This is a genomic window from Hymenobacter elongatus, assembly GCF_004745955.1.
In the GTDB taxonomy this organism is placed as follows: domain Bacteria; phylum Bacteroidota; class Bacteroidia; order Cytophagales; family Hymenobacteraceae; genus Hymenobacter; species Hymenobacter elongatus.
Window position 1 is genome coordinate 1 of record NZ_SRLD01000034.1, and the last position, 18040, is coordinate 18040.

The 18040-nt window shown below is 59.1% G+C and carries 19 protein-coding genes and 1 pseudogene; 4 read left to right on the top strand and 16 right to left on the bottom strand.

The window, feature by feature from the left end; genetic code table 11:
• Both E5J99_RS15645 and E5J99_RS21355 read left to right on the top strand, forming a co-directional pair.
• Nucleotides 1-119: pseudogene (locus tag E5J99_RS15645) on the top strand (IS5/IS1182 family transposase); the annotation flags it as partial.
• Between the two features lie 178 nt (nt 120-297).
• Nucleotides 298-471: a hypothetical protein gene (locus E5J99_RS21355; protein WP_167852170.1), complete on the top strand. Its 174-nt coding sequence runs from the start codon at nt 298-300 to the stop codon at nt 469-471.
• 159 nt (nt 472-630) lie between these two features.
• Here E5J99_RS21355 and groL read toward each other — a convergent pair whose 3' ends face one another.
• From groL to E5J99_RS15700, 11 genes are all read right to left on the bottom strand, one after another.
• Complete coding sequence (gene groL / locus E5J99_RS15650) at nt 631-2274, bottom strand: chaperonin GroEL (protein ID WP_135498755.1); 1644 nt, start codon at nt 2272-2274, stop codon at nt 631-633.
• Between the two features lie 41 nt (nt 2275-2315).
• The gene (groES, locus tag E5J99_RS15655; RefSeq protein WP_135498756.1) at nt 2316-2606 is read right to left on the bottom strand and encodes a co-chaperone GroES; all 291 of its coding nucleotides are present in this window, start codon (nt 2604-2606) and stop codon (nt 2316-2318) included.
• Between the two features lie 291 nt (nt 2607-2897).
• Nucleotides 2898-3290 carry a preprotein translocase subunit SecG gene (gene secG, locus E5J99_RS15660; RefSeq protein WP_135498757.1) on the bottom strand — a complete coding sequence of 131 codons (393 nt, stop codon included), beginning with the start codon at nt 3288-3290 and terminating at the stop codon, nt 2898-2900.
• Nucleotides 3290-4663, bottom strand: coding sequence for a hypothetical protein (locus tag E5J99_RS15665; RefSeq protein ID WP_167852171.1), 1374 nt, complete (start codon nt 4661-4663; stop codon nt 3290-3292). The genes secG and E5J99_RS15665 overlap by 1 nt, the downstream gene beginning before the upstream one ends.
• A gap of 311 nt (nt 4664-4974) precedes the next feature.
• A complete protein-coding gene (locus E5J99_RS15670; RefSeq protein WP_135498759.1) occupies nt 4975-5511 on the bottom strand; it encodes an LptE family protein in 537 nt (178 codons plus the stop codon).
• The gene (locus E5J99_RS15675) at nt 5492-6817 is read right to left on the bottom strand and encodes a sigma-54 interaction domain-containing protein (RefSeq protein ID WP_135498760.1); all 1326 of its coding nucleotides are present in this window, start codon (nt 6815-6817) and stop codon (nt 5492-5494) included. Before E5J99_RS15675 ends, E5J99_RS15670 begins: the two co-directional genes overlap by 20 nt.
• A 44-nt stretch (nt 6818-6861) precedes the next feature.
• Nucleotides 6862-7320: a hypothetical protein gene (locus tag E5J99_RS21635; protein WP_135498761.1), complete on the bottom strand. Its 459-nt coding sequence runs from the start codon at nt 7318-7320 to the stop codon at nt 6862-6864.
• A 23-nt stretch (nt 7321-7343) separates the two neighbouring features.
• Entirely contained in the window at nt 7344-7559 is a 216-nt protein-coding gene (locus E5J99_RS15685; RefSeq protein ID WP_135498762.1) for a type II toxin-antitoxin system HicB family antitoxin, read from the bottom strand.
• 37 nt (nt 7560-7596) lie between these two features.
• Complete coding sequence (locus E5J99_RS15690; protein WP_135498763.1) at nt 7597-7860, bottom strand: hypothetical protein; 264 nt, start codon at nt 7858-7860, stop codon at nt 7597-7599.
• A gap of 41 nt (nt 7861-7901) precedes the next feature.
• On the bottom strand, nt 7902-9344 hold the full coding sequence (miaB, locus tag E5J99_RS15695) for a tRNA (N6-isopentenyl adenosine(37)-C2)-methylthiotransferase MiaB (protein WP_135498764.1): 1443 nt from the start codon (nt 9342-9344) through the stop codon (nt 7902-7904).
• Nucleotides 9345-9719: 375 nt separating this feature from the next.
• Complete coding sequence (locus E5J99_RS15700; RefSeq protein ID WP_135498765.1) at nt 9720-10415, bottom strand: HAD family hydrolase; 696 nt, start codon at nt 10413-10415, stop codon at nt 9720-9722.
• Nucleotides 10416-10484: 69 nt separating this feature from the next.
• On the opposite strand from E5J99_RS15700, the gene E5J99_RS15705 reads away from it, so the two are divergent.
• Nucleotides 10485-11126, top strand: coding sequence for a CatA-like O-acetyltransferase (locus E5J99_RS15705; protein WP_135498766.1), 642 nt, complete (start codon nt 10485-10487; stop codon nt 11124-11126).
• 135 nt (nt 11127-11261) lie between these two features.
• On the opposite strand, the gene E5J99_RS15710 is transcribed toward E5J99_RS15705, so the two are convergent.
• From E5J99_RS15710 to E5J99_RS15730, 5 genes are all read right to left on the bottom strand, one after another.
• Nucleotides 11262-12542, bottom strand: coding sequence for an anthranilate synthase component I family protein (locus E5J99_RS15710; protein ID WP_245319043.1), 1281 nt, complete (start codon nt 12540-12542; stop codon nt 11262-11264).
• Between the two features lie 59 nt (nt 12543-12601).
• Nucleotides 12602-14173 carry a tetratricopeptide repeat protein gene (locus tag E5J99_RS15715; protein WP_135498767.1) on the bottom strand — a complete coding sequence of 524 codons (1572 nt, stop codon included), beginning with the start codon at nt 14171-14173 and terminating at the stop codon, nt 12602-12604.
• Between the two features lie 81 nt (nt 14174-14254).
• On the bottom strand, nt 14255-15007 hold the full coding sequence (locus tag E5J99_RS15720; protein WP_135498768.1) for a zinc ribbon domain-containing protein: 753 nt from the start codon (nt 15005-15007) through the stop codon (nt 14255-14257).
• A complete protein-coding gene (locus E5J99_RS15725) occupies nt 14997-16097 on the bottom strand; it encodes a Nif3-like dinuclear metal center hexameric protein (protein WP_135498769.1) in 1101 nt (366 codons plus the stop codon). Before E5J99_RS15725 ends, E5J99_RS15720 begins: the two co-directional genes overlap by 11 nt.
• 21 nt (nt 16098-16118) lie before the next feature.
• Nucleotides 16119-16817, bottom strand: a complete 699-nt coding sequence (locus tag E5J99_RS15730; protein ID WP_135498770.1) for a uracil-DNA glycosylase family protein — start codon at nt 16815-16817, stop codon at nt 16119-16121.
• A gap of 162 nt (nt 16818-16979) precedes the next feature.
• On the opposite strand from E5J99_RS15730, the gene lpxK reads away from it, so the two are divergent.
• The gene (lpxK, locus tag E5J99_RS15735) at nt 16980-18035 is read left to right on the top strand and encodes a tetraacyldisaccharide 4'-kinase (RefSeq protein ID WP_135498771.1); all 1056 of its coding nucleotides are present in this window, start codon (nt 16980-16982) and stop codon (nt 18033-18035) included.
• Nucleotides 18036-18040: the final 5 nt, after the last annotated feature.

An 18040-nucleotide genomic window follows, 5' to 3' on the forward strand; every position in this document is an offset into this window, starting at 1 on the left:
CCTGGCTCAACCGCTTCCGCCACCTGCTGATTCGTTGGGCCAAAAAACCCGAAAACTATCTGGCCATGCTCCATTTTGCTTGCGCTCGAATCACCTGGTATAACTGCCTATTTGGATAGGCTCTAAGTACTCAAGTAAAAGTAACCGTAGCAAAAATGACGGTCATGCTGAGCTTGTCGAAGCATCTCTACCGCAGCAGTAATTGATTTACTACGGTGGTAAAGATGCTTCGACAAGCTCAGCATGACGTTCTAAATCCAATACCCTTACTTCTGCACGACTACTTAAAGTCCCCTGATGTCAGACCGTGTGCATATTTGGCTGATTGTGGGCGTTAGCTTAATTGTGCTGTATAGTAGTTTGAGCATGCTCAATATCCAGGTCAGCCTGAAATATGAAGTCAGCAACGACCCCTGCCTATCAGTAGTATCGGGCCGCGACCTGTGTGCTGATTACGAACGGATGAAGTAGCTGGCTTGGGTGTCATTGGGAAGCGTACTGGCGCTAATTGGATTCAGCCACCAACTCGTCCGCAAAAAGTGACTGCTTGGAAATTGCCCACAAAAAAGCCCCGCCGGACCGAAGTTCAGCGAGGTTTTTTGTTCTAAGCGAGAAGCTTAGCGGCTGATCTTACATCATGCCGCCCATGCCACCCATGCCGGCGGCACCGCCGCCGCCGTGGCCGTGGTCCTTCTCGTTCTCCGGCTCGTCCGAAATCACGCACTCGGTGGTCAGGAGCAGGCCGGCAATCGAAGCGGCATTCTCCAGGGCCAGGCGCGTTACTTTGGTCGGGTCGAGGATACCGGCGGCCATCAGGTTCTCGTAGCGGTCCTCGCGGGCGTTGTAACCGAAGTCACCTTTGCCTTCGCGCACTTTCTGCACGACTACCGAGCCTTCGCCACCGGCGTTGGCTACAATGGTACGCAGGGGAGCTTCGAGGGCCGTGCGAATGATGTTCACGCCAGTACGCTCGTCGCTGTTGTGGGTGTCAATAGCATCCAGCGCGTCGAGGGCGCGCACCAGGGCCACGCCGCCGCCGGGAACCACACCTTCTTCTACGGCGGCACGAGTAGCGTGCAGCGCATCGTCGACGCGGTCCTTCTTCTCCTTCATCTCTACTTCCGTAGAAGCGCCGATGTAGAGAATGGCCACGCCGCCCGAAAGCTTCGCCAGACGCTCCTGCAGCTTCTCCTTGTCGTAGTCCGACGTAGTGGTGCCGATTTGCGCCTTAATTTCGTTGATGCGGGCAGTAATGGTGGCTTTCTCACCTTTACCGTTCACGATGGTCGTGTTGTCCTTGTCGATGATGATCTTCTCGGCCGTACCCAGGTATTCCAGCGTAGCAGAGTCCAGCTTGTAGCCGCGCTCTTCCGAAATAACAGTTCCGCCGGTCAGCACCGCAATGTCTTCCAGCATCGCCTTACGACGGTCGCCGAAGCCGGGAGCCTTTACGGCCGCAATTTTCAGCGAGCCGCGCAGCTTGTTTACTACCAGCGTAGCCAGAGCCTCGCCGTCCACGTCTTCCGACACGATAACCAGGGGCTTACCCGTCTGAACTACCTGCTCGAGTACGGGCAGCAGCTCCTTCATGGTGCTCACTTTCTTGTCGTAGATGAGCACGTAGGGGTTTTCCAGCTCTACTTCCATCTTCTCCGGGTTGGTCACGAAGTAAGGAGAGAGGTAGCCGCGGTCGAACTGCATGCCTTCCACCGTTTTCACTTCGGTTTCGGTGCCACGCGCTTCTTCCACGGTGATAACGCCTTCCTTGCCCACTTTGTCCATGGCATCGGCAATCATCTGGCCGATTTCGGCGTCGTTGTTGGCCGAAATGGTACCTACCTGGGCAATTTCCGAAGAGTTTTCAATCTTCTTCGACTGCTGCTTCAGGTTCTCAACTACGGCCTTTACAGCCTTGTCGATACCACGCTTCAAGTCCATTGGGTTAGCGCCAGCAGCTACGTTCTTCGAGCCAGCCGTGTAAATGGCCTGCGCCAGTACGGTTGCCGTCGTCGTGCCGTCACCAGCCTGGTCAGCGGTTTTGGAAGCAACTTCCTTCACCAACTGAGCACCCATGTTTTCTACCGGGTCGCTCAGCTCAATTTCTTTGGCTACCGTCACACCGTCTTTGGTGATGGTCGGCGCGCCGAATTTCTTGTCGATAACCACGTTGCGGCCTTTCGGACCCAGGGTTACTTTCACGGCATTCGCCAGTTTGTCTACGCCGCGCTTCAGCTTGTCGCGGCCGTCGGTATCGAATTGGATGTTCTTAGCCATCTTATGTTTTACTGGAAATTAAGTCGAAAGGAGAGGGTACTCTACAGAACGGCGAAAATGTCGGACTCGCGCATGATGAGGTAATCGGTGCCCTCAATGGTGATTTCGGTGCCGGCATACTTGCCATACAGCACTTGGTCGCCCACTTTTACCTGCGGCTGAATCAACGTACCGCTGTCGGCTACTTTGCCTTCGCCTACCGCCACTACTTCGCCCCGCTGGGGCTTCTCTTTTGCTGTATCGGGAATGATAATGCCCGATTTGGTTTTCTCCTCAGCAGCAGCCGGTGCAATGATGACGCGGTCGGCCAGCGGTTTCATGCTTAGTGACATATTGTTCGTTTTGGGTGAAAGGTTTTCGTTGTTGGAACCTGAGGCCGCAGGCAACACTTCTTGTGCCATCCTCTACAAACCTGACAGAATGAACACGTTTAAGCCCTATTTCACGCCACCTTTGCACCAAGTCCTGTCCAAGGTGTCAGGCTGGAGTGAGGTAGCTGCTACCAGTAAGCTACGGCATCGGTAGTCTACCGGCAGTATTTTTACAGCCGAGTGACGATGAAATACCGCACAAAAAAACCGCTGGCTCGGGAGAGCCAGCGGTTAATCTAGTAGGCGAAATGCTTATTGAGCCGGAACGGTAGCAGGGGCCGTAGCGGGTGCGGCAGCTGGTTGCGTAGCTGGCGCGGCGGCTCCCGGGGCCTGCGCACCTGGTGCTGGGGTGGCGGGCAGGCGGGTATCCAAGGCTTTCTGCTGGTTTACGCTGCGGGTCGGACCGGCCGCATCCGAAGTGCCATTTAGAACGTGGGTGCCCAGCGTGAGGACCATCAGGCCGATGGCGAAACCCCAAGTGAGGCGCTCCAGCAAATCACCCGTGCGCTTCACCCCCATTAGGTTAGCAGCACCACCGGAGCCAAACTGATTGGATAATCCGCCCCCTTTGGGATTTTGGGCCAACACCACTAAGGCTAGCAGCAAGCACACGAAAAGGATCAGAATGATAAGGGCAAGATACATTACTCAGTGGGTTTCAGTTGTTGAATTTGGTCGGCAAAATACGCCTTTTTTTCCGGCTGACGCACTATCAGCCGCTCATATATTTCAATGGCCTTCTCTATTTTGCCTTGGCGAACCATGATTTTGGCCAAGCTTTCGGACGCAATATCGGGTACGCCCCGCGTACTGCGCACCGACAAATCAGCCTGTTCTTCGGCTGCCGGCAGCACCGCCGGCGCACGGAGCCGGGGCTGGGTGCGCAAAAACGTGTTGATCAGATCGAATGGAGAAGGAGCGGGCGGCGAGGCCGGCTGGTAGCGGGGCGTTTGCTCCTGTAGCAGCGCATCGGGCGCAAAAAACGGCGTACCCGGCAGCACGTCAGTGAAGGCATCTGTGGGCTGCAAGCAATAGCCCAAGCGGCTGCCGCCGTCCCCAAGGGCGTACCCGACGAGTGCATCGCCGTAAAAACCAGTTGCACGCGTGGCCTCCGTCTCAACGGCGGGGCTTTCTTCCTGGGGCTCCAGCGTTGGCAATTCATACACTGCCTGTCGCACCAGATCGGGTAGGCCAAGGCCAAACTCAAAGCGGGAGGAACCGCGTTCCACCGGTGGCCGAATGGGCGGCGCTACGGGTGGTAACGTCTCGTCCTCTACTGTCGGTGCTACTTCGTCGGTAAGGGTATCGGCCTCTGAAACTATTGACGCTATAGATATCAGTTCTGAAGGTTGTTCTATAACTGTAACTAGTTCTTCAGTAACATAGTTGTCTTCTGGTGCCTCAAGAAAAGATTCGGGTTGTGCCGGAGTGTACATAGTCTCCACTTCTACGGCTGCCGACGTCAAATCCAGGGAGGCATCGACGGGTAAAACCGCTTCGGTTACGCTGAGCTCAGCTAGTGTTTCAGTAGATTTTACTGGGGCGGTCGGCTGTTCTGCGGCGGGTATTGCCTCTTCCTCAGAGGTGGTGGGCTCAGCGAGAAGGAAAGCAGAAGAGGATGGCTGATCCTGGTCTTGAACCGCTACTGGTTCTGCCTGAACTATGGATTCGGGCTGTTCCTCATCCGATAATGCTGTCGGAGCCTCGACCACTGGGAGTGGCAACTGCTCCTCCACGACCATCTCAACTGGCCCTGAAGCTTCAGCGGAAGCGCTGTCGCCGATGGGCAAGATGGCGGCAAGCGCTGACAAGGCAGTTTCTGACGCTGCGGGAAATTCTTGAGTGGCCAGGCAGTTCACTTCAGGCTCCGGATCGAATGGCCGCTCAGCAGTAGGATCGGGAGCAGTTGCTACCGACTGCGCGCTGGCAAACAAGGCCGGATCTTCGATGAGCTGGCGGAGCAGCTGACGGTCGACGGCGTAAGTAGCCGCCCGGCGCAAACGCTGGCCGGCCAGCATGCTGCCTTGGTCGTGCGCGGCTTTGGCCAGCAGCACATGCGCCGTTTGACAGTACGGAAACGCCGCCGCCAGTTGCTCCAGCTCACGAATCTCGGCTCCCGAAATTACGCTTACATGATCAAGAATTTGCAACAGTGACGCGCGGGTCATAGACGAAGGTGGTGAGTAGGGGAAGCGGCCAGCCATTCGGGCCGGAAACCCGGTACCAGCTCTGGATGCGGGACAAGCGCCGCTAGTTTGTGGGGCGGCAAAAGTGCATCAATTTACCCAGGAAACCCACGGTTGCGAGGAAAACCAACGCCAGGTAGCCATTACCAGTTGGCTACCGACTTGTTGAAGGTGTCGGTGATGACGTTGGTCGTGATGCGCCGCAGGGCCGTGGGGTCGTTGTTGATGCGGGCAATATCCTGCGTGGCCGGGAAGTCGCCGTAGCCCTGGAAGGTCTGCTCGAAGTCCTGCTTGGGGTCTTTGGTATTGGTAAAGCGCACCCGCACCTGCATCGTCAGGCGGTTGACGCCCGCCTGGTCGACACCGTTCTGATTTTGAATAGCCGCCGGCGCGAAGTCGTAGGCTACGATCTGGCCCTCAAACTGCAGGTCGCCGTCGCGCGGCACCAGCTTCAGGGAAGTATTACGCTGAAAGTAGTCCTTGAACTCCTCCGTAAAGCGCTGCGACAGAAAGGAAGGTCCATTGCTGGCCGTATTCTGAAACGTCTGAATCGAAATGGTTTTGACCGTCGGGTCGATGCTGGTACCGGTGAACGAATACACGCCGCAGCCGGCCAGCAGCGGCAGAAAGGCCAGCACGACCAGCCACGCGCCCAGCCGGCTATAGTTGCTCCAGGTCATATTGTTTCAGCTTACGGTAAAGCGTGCGCTCCGAAATCCCGAGGTCGTGGGCGGCGTATTTGCGCTTGTTGTGGTGTTTTTTGAGGGCCTTCATAATCATCTCCTTTTCCTTGGCCTCCAGGGAAAGGGTTTCCTCCTCCGTTTCGTGCGGAATGTCTTCCACCCGCTGCGGCTCATCTTCATAAGTCGCGGCGTCTTCCACCGTTATTTCCGGTCGCGGAGAAATAAAGTATTCCGTCGCGCCCCCGTCGGAGGGAGAAGAACGGGTGAGGCGGCCATTTTCGTACGCGGGAGCCACATTCAGATTGTTGAACAAATGGCTGTTCTGCCGCACCAGCTCCTGCGCTTCGGCCGGGCGCTGACCGGAGGCCAGATCCAGCACCATCTTTTTCAGGTCGGTCATGTCGCGGCGCATGTCAAACAGCACCTTATAGAGTAGGTCGCGCTCCGAATAGGTGTTAGCGTCGGCTCCGTGGGTACCGGAAGCACTCAGCAGCATGGGTAGGCGGCTGCTCTGCTCGGCCGGCAGGTATTGGCGCAGACGAGCCGCGTCTACCTCGCGCTCCATCTCCAGCACCGACATCTGCTCGGCCACGTTCTTGAGCTGGCGGATGTTGCCGGGGAAGCTGAAGCGTTGCAGCTCCGTCACGGCCTCTGGGCTTAGCGCAATAGGCTTCACGCGGTAGCGCTCGGCGAAATCGGAAGCGAACTTGCGGAATAGTAGGTAGATATCATCACCTCGCTCACGCAGTGGTGGAACGGTAATCGGTACCGTATTCAGGCGGTAGTAGAGGTCTTCGCGGAACTTGCCCTCGCGCACGGCGTCGAGCAGATTCACGTTGGAAGCGGCCACCACGCGCACGTCGGTCTTCTGTACTTTCGAAGAACCTACGCGGATGAACTCGCCGTTTTCGAGCACCCGCAGCAGGCGGGCCTGGGTGCCGAGCGGCATTTCCCCGATTTCGTCGAGGAAGATGGTGCCGCCGTTGGTTACCTCGAAGTAACCCTTGCGGGCTTCCTGGGCCCCGGTGAAGGAGCCTTTCTCGTGGCCAAACAGCTCCGAGTCAATCGTGCCCTCGGGAATGGCGCCGCAGTTGATGGCAATGAACTGTCCGTGCTTGCGCGGCGAGAGGGCGTGGATAATCTTGGAAAAGGATTCCTTGCCCGAGCCGCTTTCCCCACTGATGAGCACCGTCATGTCGGTGGGTGCCACCTGGGTGGCCACCTGAATGGCGTAGTTCAGCGCCGGCGCGTTGCCGATGATGCCGAAGCGCTGCTTGATAGATTGTATTTCGGAAGGTGTCAAGGTCGGAAGTTGGTTTTCGGGAGAAAGACGAATAGCGCAGGACTTTATTTTAAAGAACCACTATCAGAGTCAATAAAGAATGGATCATCGTGTAAATCAGAAACTCTGATTTCTGGTAAACTATTCGTCAGAATTTCCAGGCAGGAATCATTGGAGCTAATAACATAGTGGTGAAGTGTACCGACAGCCTGTTCTCGCATGGCAGTAAAGGATTCATGCCATTGGGAGTTCCGGACGATAAACGTGGTACCGATGCGCTGGTCCAAATTCCGATTTGTGACTTCCCAGTAGTGCAGCAAATACCGTTCATCAGTTACTTGATAGACCTCATAACACGTGAAAATGAAGTTGTAGATCTGCTTCTTATCACGAATACTGAAGCACAGTTTGGAACCCGTGTAATTGGGCAGGAGCGTTTCGATAGTTCTAAACCAGAAAATCTCTCTGACATCGGAGCACGGCGTTTCCCATCTGTGGAGAGTGAGACTGTCTGCTTTCTGCATACCATGGGTGGTATAATGGAGGATCATGCGTAGCGCAACCGGGCCCGGGGCACCGGAATGGGGCGGTTTAACTCGCTGGCAGTTTCGAGCCACTCCTCAATGATGAGGGCCACGTTAGCCAGGGCCTCGGCTTGCGTAGCACCGTCGGCCAGACAGCCGGGCAGATCGGGAACTTCGGCTATAAACGCTTTATCGTCAGCGCTCCAAAGAATAACGATGGGATATCGGGTGTTATCCATTTTATTTTCTGGGCTTGCGTCTGTAGCAGATGGAGCGTCACGAGAGCCAACTAGTGCGCCGTAAGACGATGCCAGGCCATTTGTCGATAACGATGCAGAAAAGAAGGTTTTGTTCTTGCGCTCCGGTAACATGAATGTCAAGTTCATCAGGAAACCAGATGTCTGCAAACGCATTGATTTTTAGGTTGTCCAAAGGTGAGTTTGCCTCGAAGAAGGGATAAAGCGTTGTTCCAATCGAACTTTCAACCTTTTCCGCCGGAGAAAGAACTATCCCAAATGTGCTTTCCAGTGCGGTAAGCAATTCTGGTAGTTGGTTGTCACGTTTGATAGTGCAACTGACCATTACTCCACCGAATCGCCCAAAAGCGACCCGCCCGTGCCGGTGTGGACGAACACGTTCACGTAGTCCCCTTTCTGGTAGTGCTTCTTGGGGAAAATGACGACCTGGTTCTGGCTGTTGCGGCCGCTGAGGTGCTCCTGGCTGCGCTTGGAGAAGTTCTCGACCAGCACGCGGTGCATTTTGCCCACGGCCTGCTGGTTGCGGGCGGCGCTGCTTTTCTGCTGGAGGTCAATGATTTCCTGGAGGCGGCGCTTTTTCACGGCCAGCGGAATATCGTCTTCAAGCTTACGGGCGGCCAGCGTGCCGGGGCGCTCGGAGTAGAAGAACATGTAGGCCATGTCATACTGCACCCAGTCGATGAGGCTGAGCGTGTCCTGGTGCTCTTCCTCGGTTTCGGAGCAGAAGCCCGAAATCATGTCGGTGCTGATGGCGCACCCGGGGCCCAGAATCCGGCGGATGGCCAGCACGCGGTCTTCGTACCAGGCGCGGTCGTAGGTGCGGTTCATCAGCTTGAGAATCCGTGAGTTACCGCTCTGGGCGGGCAGGTGAATGTACTTGCAGATGTTCTCGTGCCGGCCCATGGTGTGCAGCACTTCGTCGGTGATGTCCTTGGGGTGGGAGGTGGAGAAGCGCACCCGCAGCTCGGGGCTAATCAGGGCCACGCGCTCCAGCAGCTGGGCGAAGTTGACGAACTCAGCGCCGTCTTCCGACGTCCACTTATAGGAGTCCACATTCTGACCCAGCAGGGTCACTTCCTTGTAGCCGGCAGCCACCAGGTCCTGGCATTCGCGCACAATGCTGTGGGCGTCGCGGCTCCGCTCGCGGCCCCGGGTGAAGGGCACCACGCAGAAGGAACACATGTTGTCGCAGCCGCGCATGATGCTCACGAAGGCGGTGATGCCGTTCGAGTTCAGGCGCACCGGGGTGATGTCGGCGTAGGTTTCGTCGCGGCTGAGCAGCACGTTTACGGCCTTCTGCCCGCCGTCCACTTCCCGGATCAGGTTGGGCAGGTCGCGGTAGGCATCGGGGCCCACGACGAGGTCGACCAGCTTTTCTTCCTCCAGAAACTTGCTTTTCAGGCGCTCGGCCATGCAGCCCAGCACGCCCACCAGCATGCCGGGGTTGCGCTTCTTGTGGCTGTTGATCTGGGAAAGGCGCATCCGCACCGTCTGCTCGGCCTTTTCGCGGATGGAGCAGGTGTTGAGCAGCACCAGGTCGGCCTCGGCCAGCTGCTCGGTGGTATCAAAGCCTTCATCGAAGAGGATGGAAGACACGATTTCGGAATCGGAGAAATTCATCTGGCAGCCGTAGCTCTCGATGTAGAGCTTGCGCTGCCGGCCCGTGCGGGTAGCCGGGCTCACCCGTACGTCCTGGGCCGGCTCGTGGTCGGCGGCCGGCAAAGTAGGGGTATCGAGAAAATCTAAGGTGAACAGTTGCTGCGACATAAGTAGTACAAACACAGAAGGTGGGCAAAGGTAAGTTTTTTGGCCCTAAAATGACAGAATGGCAGAGGCTTGTCCTGTAGGCAAGTTCACTCCTTTAAATTGGAACGGCCATGCTGAGCGCAGTCGAAGCATCTCGCGTGGCACCGTTTGATTAGTAATCTGGCGTCAGCCTGCGAGATGCTTCGACTGCGCTCAGCATGACCGTTTTTGTCTAAGTCTAAGAAGCGGTTTGAGTTAGCGTAAGAACAGTCAGAACGGCGTAGAGACGCATATTTGCGTCTCGTGGTTGAACGAAACTCGTTGTATCGGCGCGGTCGACGAGACGCAAGTATGCTACATCGTTTCAGAGGCCTAAAGATTTAACCCAAACAGCTTCTAAAGCAGGTAGTCTAGCACTTCGCGCAAGTCCTGGACGGTGTGAAAATCCAGCCCGGCCAGCTGCTCGGGCTCGACCCGCTCGAAGATCCAGTTGGCGTGGTAGGGCACGTGCACGGCCCGAAAACCCAGCCGGGCTACCGGAATGATGTCGGATTTGAGCGAGTTGCCGATCATGACGAAGTATTCGGGCCGGGCGGCGTGGCGGCTGAGCAGGCGCTGGTAAGTTGCCTCGTCCTTCTCACTCACAATTTCGACATGGTCGAACAGGTCGCCCAGGCCGGAGCGGGCCAGCTTGCTTTCCTGGTCGAGCAGGTCGCCTTTGGTAAGCACCAGCAGGCGGTGGCCACGGCGGCGCAATTCGGTGAGAACTTCCACCACGCCGGGCAGGGGCTCGATAGGGTAGCGCAGCAGGTCCTTGCCCAGGTCGATAATCTGCTGGATGTCGTGGCCCGTCACGGCGCCGTCGGTGAGCTGGATGGCAGTTTCAATCATCGAGAGCATAAACGACTTGGCCCCGTAGCCAAAGAGCTGCATGTTGCGGCGCTGCACGGCGTTGAGCTGCTCGGTGAGGTGGGCCGGCTCGCCGCAGTGGGCTATGATTTCGAGTAGGCGGGCCTCTACCTGGTCGAAGTGCGGCTGGGTGGACCAGAGCGTATCGTCGGCGTCGAAGGCAATGAGGTGGGCAGCGGGCATGGCAGAAAATGCAGGATAAAACTGCGTGACAAGCTCGCGCAGGCCGTAAAGTTACCGAACTTGCCGCCCATGAAACAGCGTATCGACTTAGCCAGCTGGAACCGGCGCGAGCATTTTGCCTTCTTTTCGGCGTTTGAAGAACCCTTTTTTGGGCTGGTCGCGCCGGTAAACTGCACCGGGGCCCAGGCCGAAGCCAAGCGGCTTGGGGTGTCGTTTTTTCTGTACTACCTGCACCACGCCGTGCAGGCGGCCAACGAAGTGCCCGAGTTCCGCACCCGCATCGAGGACGGCCAGGTGTACCGCTACGACCGGGTCCACGCCTCCGCCACCCTCGGCCGCCCCGACCACACGTTTGCCTTTTCCTTCATCGAGCAGCACGACGAGCTGAGCGGCTTCGTGGCCGCCGCCACGGCCGAAATAGCAGCCGTGCAGGCCAGCTCGGGCCTGCGCCTGGGCCCCACCACCGGCCGCCCCGACGTGCTGCATTGTTCAGCTATTCCCTGGGTGCGCTTCACCGGCCTCACTCACGCCCGCAGCTTCAGTCACCCCGATAGTTGCCCCAAGATTTCCTTTAGCCAAACATATGAGGAAAACGGCACCACCTGGATGAATGTGGCCGTCAACGTGCACCACGCATTAGCCGACGGCTACCACGTGGGACAGTTTCTACAAGCTTTCGAGCAGCGGCTAAAAAGAGAAGTGTTGGATTAAATGATGATTTGGGCTTAGTGGGGATACTCCAAAAGCTGCCGCGTCTATTCGCAGGCTACCACCACGCCCTGGTGCTGGTCTGGGCCGGAGCTTAGTGCTGCAAGTGGCCCGCCAGAACAGCAACCTGCCGTTTCGCTAGCGCACTACCGCGCCCAGCACGTCGAGCAGAGCGCGGGCTTTGAGCAGGCATTCGTCGTATTCGCGTTGCGGGTCGGAGTCGTAGGTGATGGCCGACCCGACCTGGAAGCTGAGGTAGCCGGTGCCGGCGTGGTATTGTAGGCTGCGAATGACCACGTTGAAATCAAAGTCGCCACCGGGCCACACGTAGCCAATGCTGCCGCTGTAGAGGCCCCGTCGGGTGCGCTCGTAGTGCTCGATGAGCTGCATGGCCCGGATTTTTGGCGCCCCAGTCATAGAGCCCATGGGAAAGGCGGCGCGCAAAATATCAACCAGGTCACACGCGGGGCGTCGCTGCGCTTCCACGGTCGAAATCATCTGCCAGACGTGGCGAAACGGGTATAGGCCGAACAGCTCGGGCACCCGCACGGTGCCGGTCTGGGCCACGCGGGCCAGATCGTTGCGCACCAAATCGACGATCATCAGATTTTCGGCCCGCTCTTTTTCATCGTTCAGCAACTGGGCGCGCAGTTGCTCATCCTCGGCCGGCGTAGTACCCCGCCGGATGGTGCCTTTGATGGGCTGAGATACCAGCTGCGGCCCCTGCTGCTGCAAAAACCGCTCGGGCGAAGCGCACAGTAGGTAGCGGTCCTGCCATTTGTAAAACCCCGCAAATGGGGTGGGCGAGGCGGCATTCAGGCGCAAAAACGTGCTGACGGGGTCCAATGCCACTTGCTCGGCATAAAATTCCTGGCATAGGTTCAGCTCGTAGACCTCGCCATCAAGAATATTTTCCCGCACGGCCTCCACGGCAGCCAAGTAGTCGGTTTTGGCCAAGCGTGGGTGCATAGCCGCTACGGCTGGGGGAGTAGCAGCCGGCACTTCCGTAGCCAGAATAGCTTCCAGCACGCCGGCGGTATAGCCGTGTATTTCTACGCTATTGTCGTGCCAGTGTAGCCAGGTTTGTGGCACGAAGAAATGCAGGGCCGGCCATTGCAGGCCGTCGAAATGGTCGCTGTGCAGGTCTTCGATTTCATTCTTGACGTCGTAGGTAAGAAACCCGCAGCGCGGGCCGGGGCTAGGCAGCGCCAGCCACCGACGCAACTCTTCCAGGGACGAAGGCGAAACGTCGCCGGCATCGGAGAGGGCCAGGAGCCGGGTGAAAGGGCCACGGGGGTACTCCAGCTCGTTCGATTCGTAGTAGGCACACAAGCGGAAGCGCGCGGCCCAGTGCAGGGCCTTTGCCCGAAATACACTGGCAGAAACGGGCAAAGCGGCAAGAGCGAGCTGAACGGACAAAGCAGAAGCTAGTGGAAGATGCTGGCAGAAAGGAGCAAGGCTGCAAAAGTAGCCCGCCGCTAGCGAAGCTGCGTGGCGGGCAGACCCGCCAGGGCCACTTTTGCCTTGGCATCCGTGCTATTCTTGTACTCGTGCTTGGGCGAATCCAGGGCTTTCTGGAAGTAGAGCCGCGCCATATTCAGCTGGCCGTCGGCCTGGCACAAGTAGCCCATTTGCAGCGCCGCCTGCGGCGCGAAGTAGTAAGAGGTTTTGCCGGCCAGGGCAATGGTGCGGGTATAAAACAGACGGGCCGAGTCGAGGCGGCCGAGGCCATGGTAGGCGCGGGCCCGGCGGTAGGGCTCTTCCAGTCGGTCGCGCAGCAGGGCCGAAGCCGGCAAGCCGTGCAGCGTGCTCAGGGCTGCCCGGTAGTAGCCGCCGTCAATCTGAAGCCGGGCGCGGGTGAGGGTGCGACTCAACGGAATCTTGCCTTCGTAGAAACGCTGGGCATAGGCGTCTTCCTCTACTATCGTTCGGCCCCCGGCCGCTATCTGCTGCCGGTAGCTTTCGGCGGTGGCCGTCTCGCCGCTCAGCCAGGCCGCCAGGTAGAGCTTGAAGGCGGCATCCTTACGGTAGTGGGCGCCCTGGTATTCGCGCAGAAATTGTTGGTTGGCGCGCAACGAAGCCCCATACTGGCCTTGGTACAACAGCAGGTCGGCGGCCATGTGGTGGAGGTAGGGCACAGACAAGTAGCCCGGGCCCGTGGGGCGGCGGCGGTAGGCCGCCAGGGCCTGATCGGTATGGTGCAGGCGCTTCTGCATGCTGATGAGCAGGTAGCTGAACAGCAGGTTGTCGGGCTGCTGAGTGGCCAGCTGCTGCGCGAGTTGGGCCGACTCTTCCGCCTTCTTGTAGTAGGTCTCCTCCACCAGCGCCAGCACGATGCGCGCTTCGGGCTGAAAATCGTGGGGGTGCTGGGCTGCCAGCCGCAGGTTCTGGAGGCCAGCCGCGACGCTGCCCGGCAGCCCCAGCAACTTGAGAAACCAATGGTAGCCCGCCGGCAGCGAGCCAATCATAAACTGGCACATGCCCAGCGTTTTACGGGCCGGCATAAAGTCCGGATAGCGCTTGGCCACGGCTTGCAGCTGCTGGTAGGCCTGGCGTAAACTCCACGCGCCCTGCACCTCGTGCTGATACGTTACCTGGGCTGCCGCCTGGTGCAGGCGAATCTCGGCGCGCGCATACTCCCGCAGCGGCCCCCGCTCCCCCGACTCGTCCAGAATTGCCAGCCGCTGGTCCTGGGCCAGCACCACGGCCTCGTAGCGGGCCGCGTTTTGCAGCACCATCAGCTCGGTAAAATCGATGCAGTCGGCAACGAGCAAGGCCCCGGCGCTGGTCGGAAACCGCTGCAGCTCGTCGCGCAGAATAGCCCGCGCCGGCTCTACGCGCAGCTTAAGCAGCTCGGCGTAGGCCCGGCGCGAGGTAGCCGAAAGGCTCGTAGCGGCAACGGGCCCCGGCGTACTGCCGGCCGCCTGGGGTGGGGCCGTGCTATCATGCTGGGGCTGGCCGGCAGCACACAGCAGAAATGCCGGTAGCAGCCCCAGCAGCGCTAGCCAGGTTCCTGGGAGGATGCGGATGGTGGCTGGAAAGAGCGGCACGCGAGGAAGGGAGCAATAAAAAAGGAACGACTGAGAGGCCGTTCCTTTTTTGGTTTACGTTCGAAGAACGAAGCGTTGTACTTAAACGACGGGCTTCACGTCTACGTCGGCCAGCACCCGGCCGCAGTGCTCACACACGATAATTTTCTTGTGCGAGATGATATCGGCCTGGCGCTGGGGCGGTACGGTGTTGAAGCAGCCGCCGCAAGCGTCGCGCTTCACCATTACCACGGCCAACCCGTTGCGCACGTTGCCCCGGATGCGGGTGTAGGCCGTCAGCAAGCGGTCTTCGATGGGCTTCAGAGCACCTTCGCGCTCGTCGAGCAGCTTTTGCTCATCGGCTTCGCTTTCGCCCACGATGGTTTGCAGCTCGGTATTTTTGTTGGTCAGGTCCTTCTTGCGCTCTTCCAGGCGCTGCTTGGTGCCGGCAATGTCGGTGTTCTTTACCTCAATCTGGTACTGACCTTCCTTGATTTTCTTTTCGGAAATCTGGATTTCCAGGCGCTGCAGCTCGATTTCCTTGGCAATAGCCTCGTACTCGCGGTTGTTGCGCACGTTCTGCTGCTGGTCCTCATACTTCTTGATGAGGCCGTCGGCATCTTTCGCGTTTTGCTTGCGCTGCTTGATCTGGTCGTTCAGTGACTGAATTTCCTCATCAAACTTATGTACACGCACCTCATAGCCGGCAATTTCGTCTTCCAGGTCGCGCACTTCTTCGGGCAAGTCGCCGCGGACGCGCCGGATTTCGTCAAGCTGCGAGTCGAGGCGCTGCAGGTTCAGAAGGGCTTCCAGCTTACTGGCGACGGTGGTTTCCGTGGAAGGGTTAGAAATCATAACGGACAGGGTTGGTGAAAGTCTCAGCAATTAAGACCGCAAAAGTACTTTTAAAGTTGGCGGCAAGCAAATCCCGGAAGATTTCCCCGGTAAATTGCTCACTTTCAAAATGGCCCACGTCGCAGAGCAGCAGCTGGCCCTCGGCCCCGAAGTACTCGTGGTATTTTAAGTCGCCCGTGACGTACGCGTCGGCCCCGGCCCGACGGGCATTCCCGATCAGAAAGCTGCCCGCCCCGCCGCACAGCGCTACCGTCTTGATAGGCCGCGCAAACGCCGTGTGCTTCACGACGGGCACCTGCAACACCGTGCGCAGGTGCTGCCGGAATTCGGCTGGCGACAGTGCTTCGGGCAATTCGCCCAGCATACCGGCTCCCACATCCTGGTGCGTGTTTTCCAGCTTCACCAGCTCGTAGGCAACTTCTTCGTAGGGGTGAGCCGCCCGCAACGCCCGCAGCGCCGCCTGGTGCAGATGCAGGGGCAGCAATACTTCGACGCGCTCTTCCCGCACGCTTTCGGGCTGCCCGCGCCGCCCGATAAACGGCGCAGTGCCCGCGCCGGGCGTAAAGGTGCCGGTACCTTCTACCCGGAAGCTGCACTCGGAATAGTCGCCCACTTGGCCCGCGCCCGCCTGGTAGAGTGCCTGTAGCACGGCCTCGACGTGCGTAGTCGGGACGTAGGTGATGAGCTTGCCCAGCGTGCCGCTCTGGGGAGCCAGAATGCGCAGATTCGTTAGCCCCAGCTTTTCGGCCAGCTTGCGGTTTACGCCCGGTAGCACGTTGTCGAGGTTGGTGTGGGCGGCGTAGATGGCCACATCGTGCTTAATGGCTTTTATCAGGGTTTGCTCGACTTCGGTGGCCCCGGTGAGGCGCTTGAGCGGCCGAAAAACCACCGGGTGGTGGGCTACCACCACGTTGCAGCCCCGGGCCAGCGCCTCGTCGATTACCGCCGGGGTGCAGTCCAGGGCAATGAGTACGCCGGTGACGTCGGCTTGCGGGTCGCCGCACTGCAGGCCGGCATTGTCGTAGGATTCCTGGTAGGCGAGGGGGGCGACTTTTTCAAGAACGCGGGCAAGGTCGGCAACGGTCGGCATGGGGCAAAGATACAGGTCTGGTTAGTGCGCGGCCATGGTAGTAGCCCGGCACTCATTCAGGACCGCCACGTAGCGGGCCACGTGCTGCGGCAGCTCGCGCTGCTTGTACTGCATCAGGTAGCGCGGATGATCGAGCACGTGAATCTGGCCGAATAGTCCCAGCTCCGCGTTCAGCCGCAGCAGATGCTGGCCGTTGCGGCGGCCCAGGCACACGGCGGTGTGCTGCGCCAGGCCTACTTCCAGCACCTGCCGCCGCAGCGAAAGCCGGATATCGGGCTCCAGGGCTTTGGTCAGGTCCGGCGAATCATAGTAGTTATAGTTGCGGCCGTGGCGCAGCAGCACCAGCGGATAGAGGGAGCCCAGAAAGAAATCCTGGTAAAACACCGCCGGACCACCCATGGCCGCTACGACTTCATACACGAACCGGCTCGACAGCTCCCGGTGGCGCGGCAGCTCGTTGGCAATGCCGCAGTTGTCGGCCAGCGCCACGGGGTCGGTGAAGGCCACACCGGTGCGGCCGTTGCCAAGCCGGCCCGGATTGATGCCCAACAGCGCGATTCGCGGCCGGTTGTCCTGATAGTAGTGCTGCGTGAAGCGCGTGAGTAGTGCCAGCGGTGTGGCTTCCTGGTACGGGCTCAGCGCCACGGCCTCATCGGGAAGCGCCTGGGGCAGCGGAAACGTAGTAAGAAAATGGAGCAGGCGGGTGGCGAAGGTGGACATAGCGGGCAAGGTAGCGCCCTGGCATACGCAAGCGCCCGGCGCGTGGCAACTGTTCCGGAAAATGAACAAGGACACAGCAGAACCGCTGGCCGCCGGGGGCTTTGTTTCGCGCCTTGCGTAAGTAGGCGTACTTTTGCGCCTCCGCGTTTCCGCCGCCGCGCTATGCCTCACCCGTTCGCTTTTCTGCTGCTGCCCTTTGCCTGGCTCTATGCCAGGGTGATGCGCGTGCGCAACTGGCTATACGACAGTGGTATAAAGAAATCAACGGCTTTTGCACGGCCTGTTATCAGCGTTGGGAACCTGCGGGCGGGCGGCACCGGCAAAACGCCGCACGTGGCCTGGGTGGTGCGGGAGCTGCTGCTGGCCGGGCAGCAGCCCGCTATTCTGAGCCGGGGCTATGGCCGTCACACCCAGGGCTATGTAGGGGCTGATGCGGCGGCTACGGCGGGCACCATCGGCGACGAACCCCTGCAGCACTACCAGGATTTTCAGGGTCGGGTACCGGTGGCAGTCTGCGAAGACCGACGCGTGGGCCTAACGACTCTACTGGGCCAGCAGCCCGCCCCAATGGCTGTGGTGCTGGACGATGCCTACCAGCACCGGCGCGTGCGGCCCACCCTGAATATCTTGCTAACGGAGCAGCAGCGACCTTTCTACCAAGACTATGTGCTGCCGGCTGGCCGGCTCCGGGAAAGCCGCCACGGTGCCGACCGGGCCGATGTGGTTATCGTTACGAAGTGCGCGGCTGAACTTGACGCGGCTGAACAGACGGCTATTACGGCCCGCATCCGCCGCTACGCCCGCCCGCAGGTGCCGGTGCTGTTTTCGACCTACAGCTATGGCGAGCCGGTATCGATTGGGGGAAAAGAACCGGGTATCGGGGCCGATATTGTGCTGCTGACAGGCATTGCGCAGCCCGGCCCGCTACGCGACTACCTAACCCAGGCTGGCTACCGCATCGTGCACCATGCCGCTTTTGCCGACCACCATCCGTTCAGTGCCGCCGATATTTCGGCCGTTGCCGCGCAATTACGGCCGGGACAGTGCGTTTTGACCACGCAAAAGGATGCTACCCGCTTGCTGGAGCCTGGGCTCCGGTCGGTAGTTGCCCATTTGCCGATTTTCTATATTCCCATCCAGGTTCAGTTTCTGGCCGATGGAGCCGCCCAGCTGCGGCAGCTACTTTCTCCTTTATTTCAGCCCCACGCTGTTGTCTGATTTGC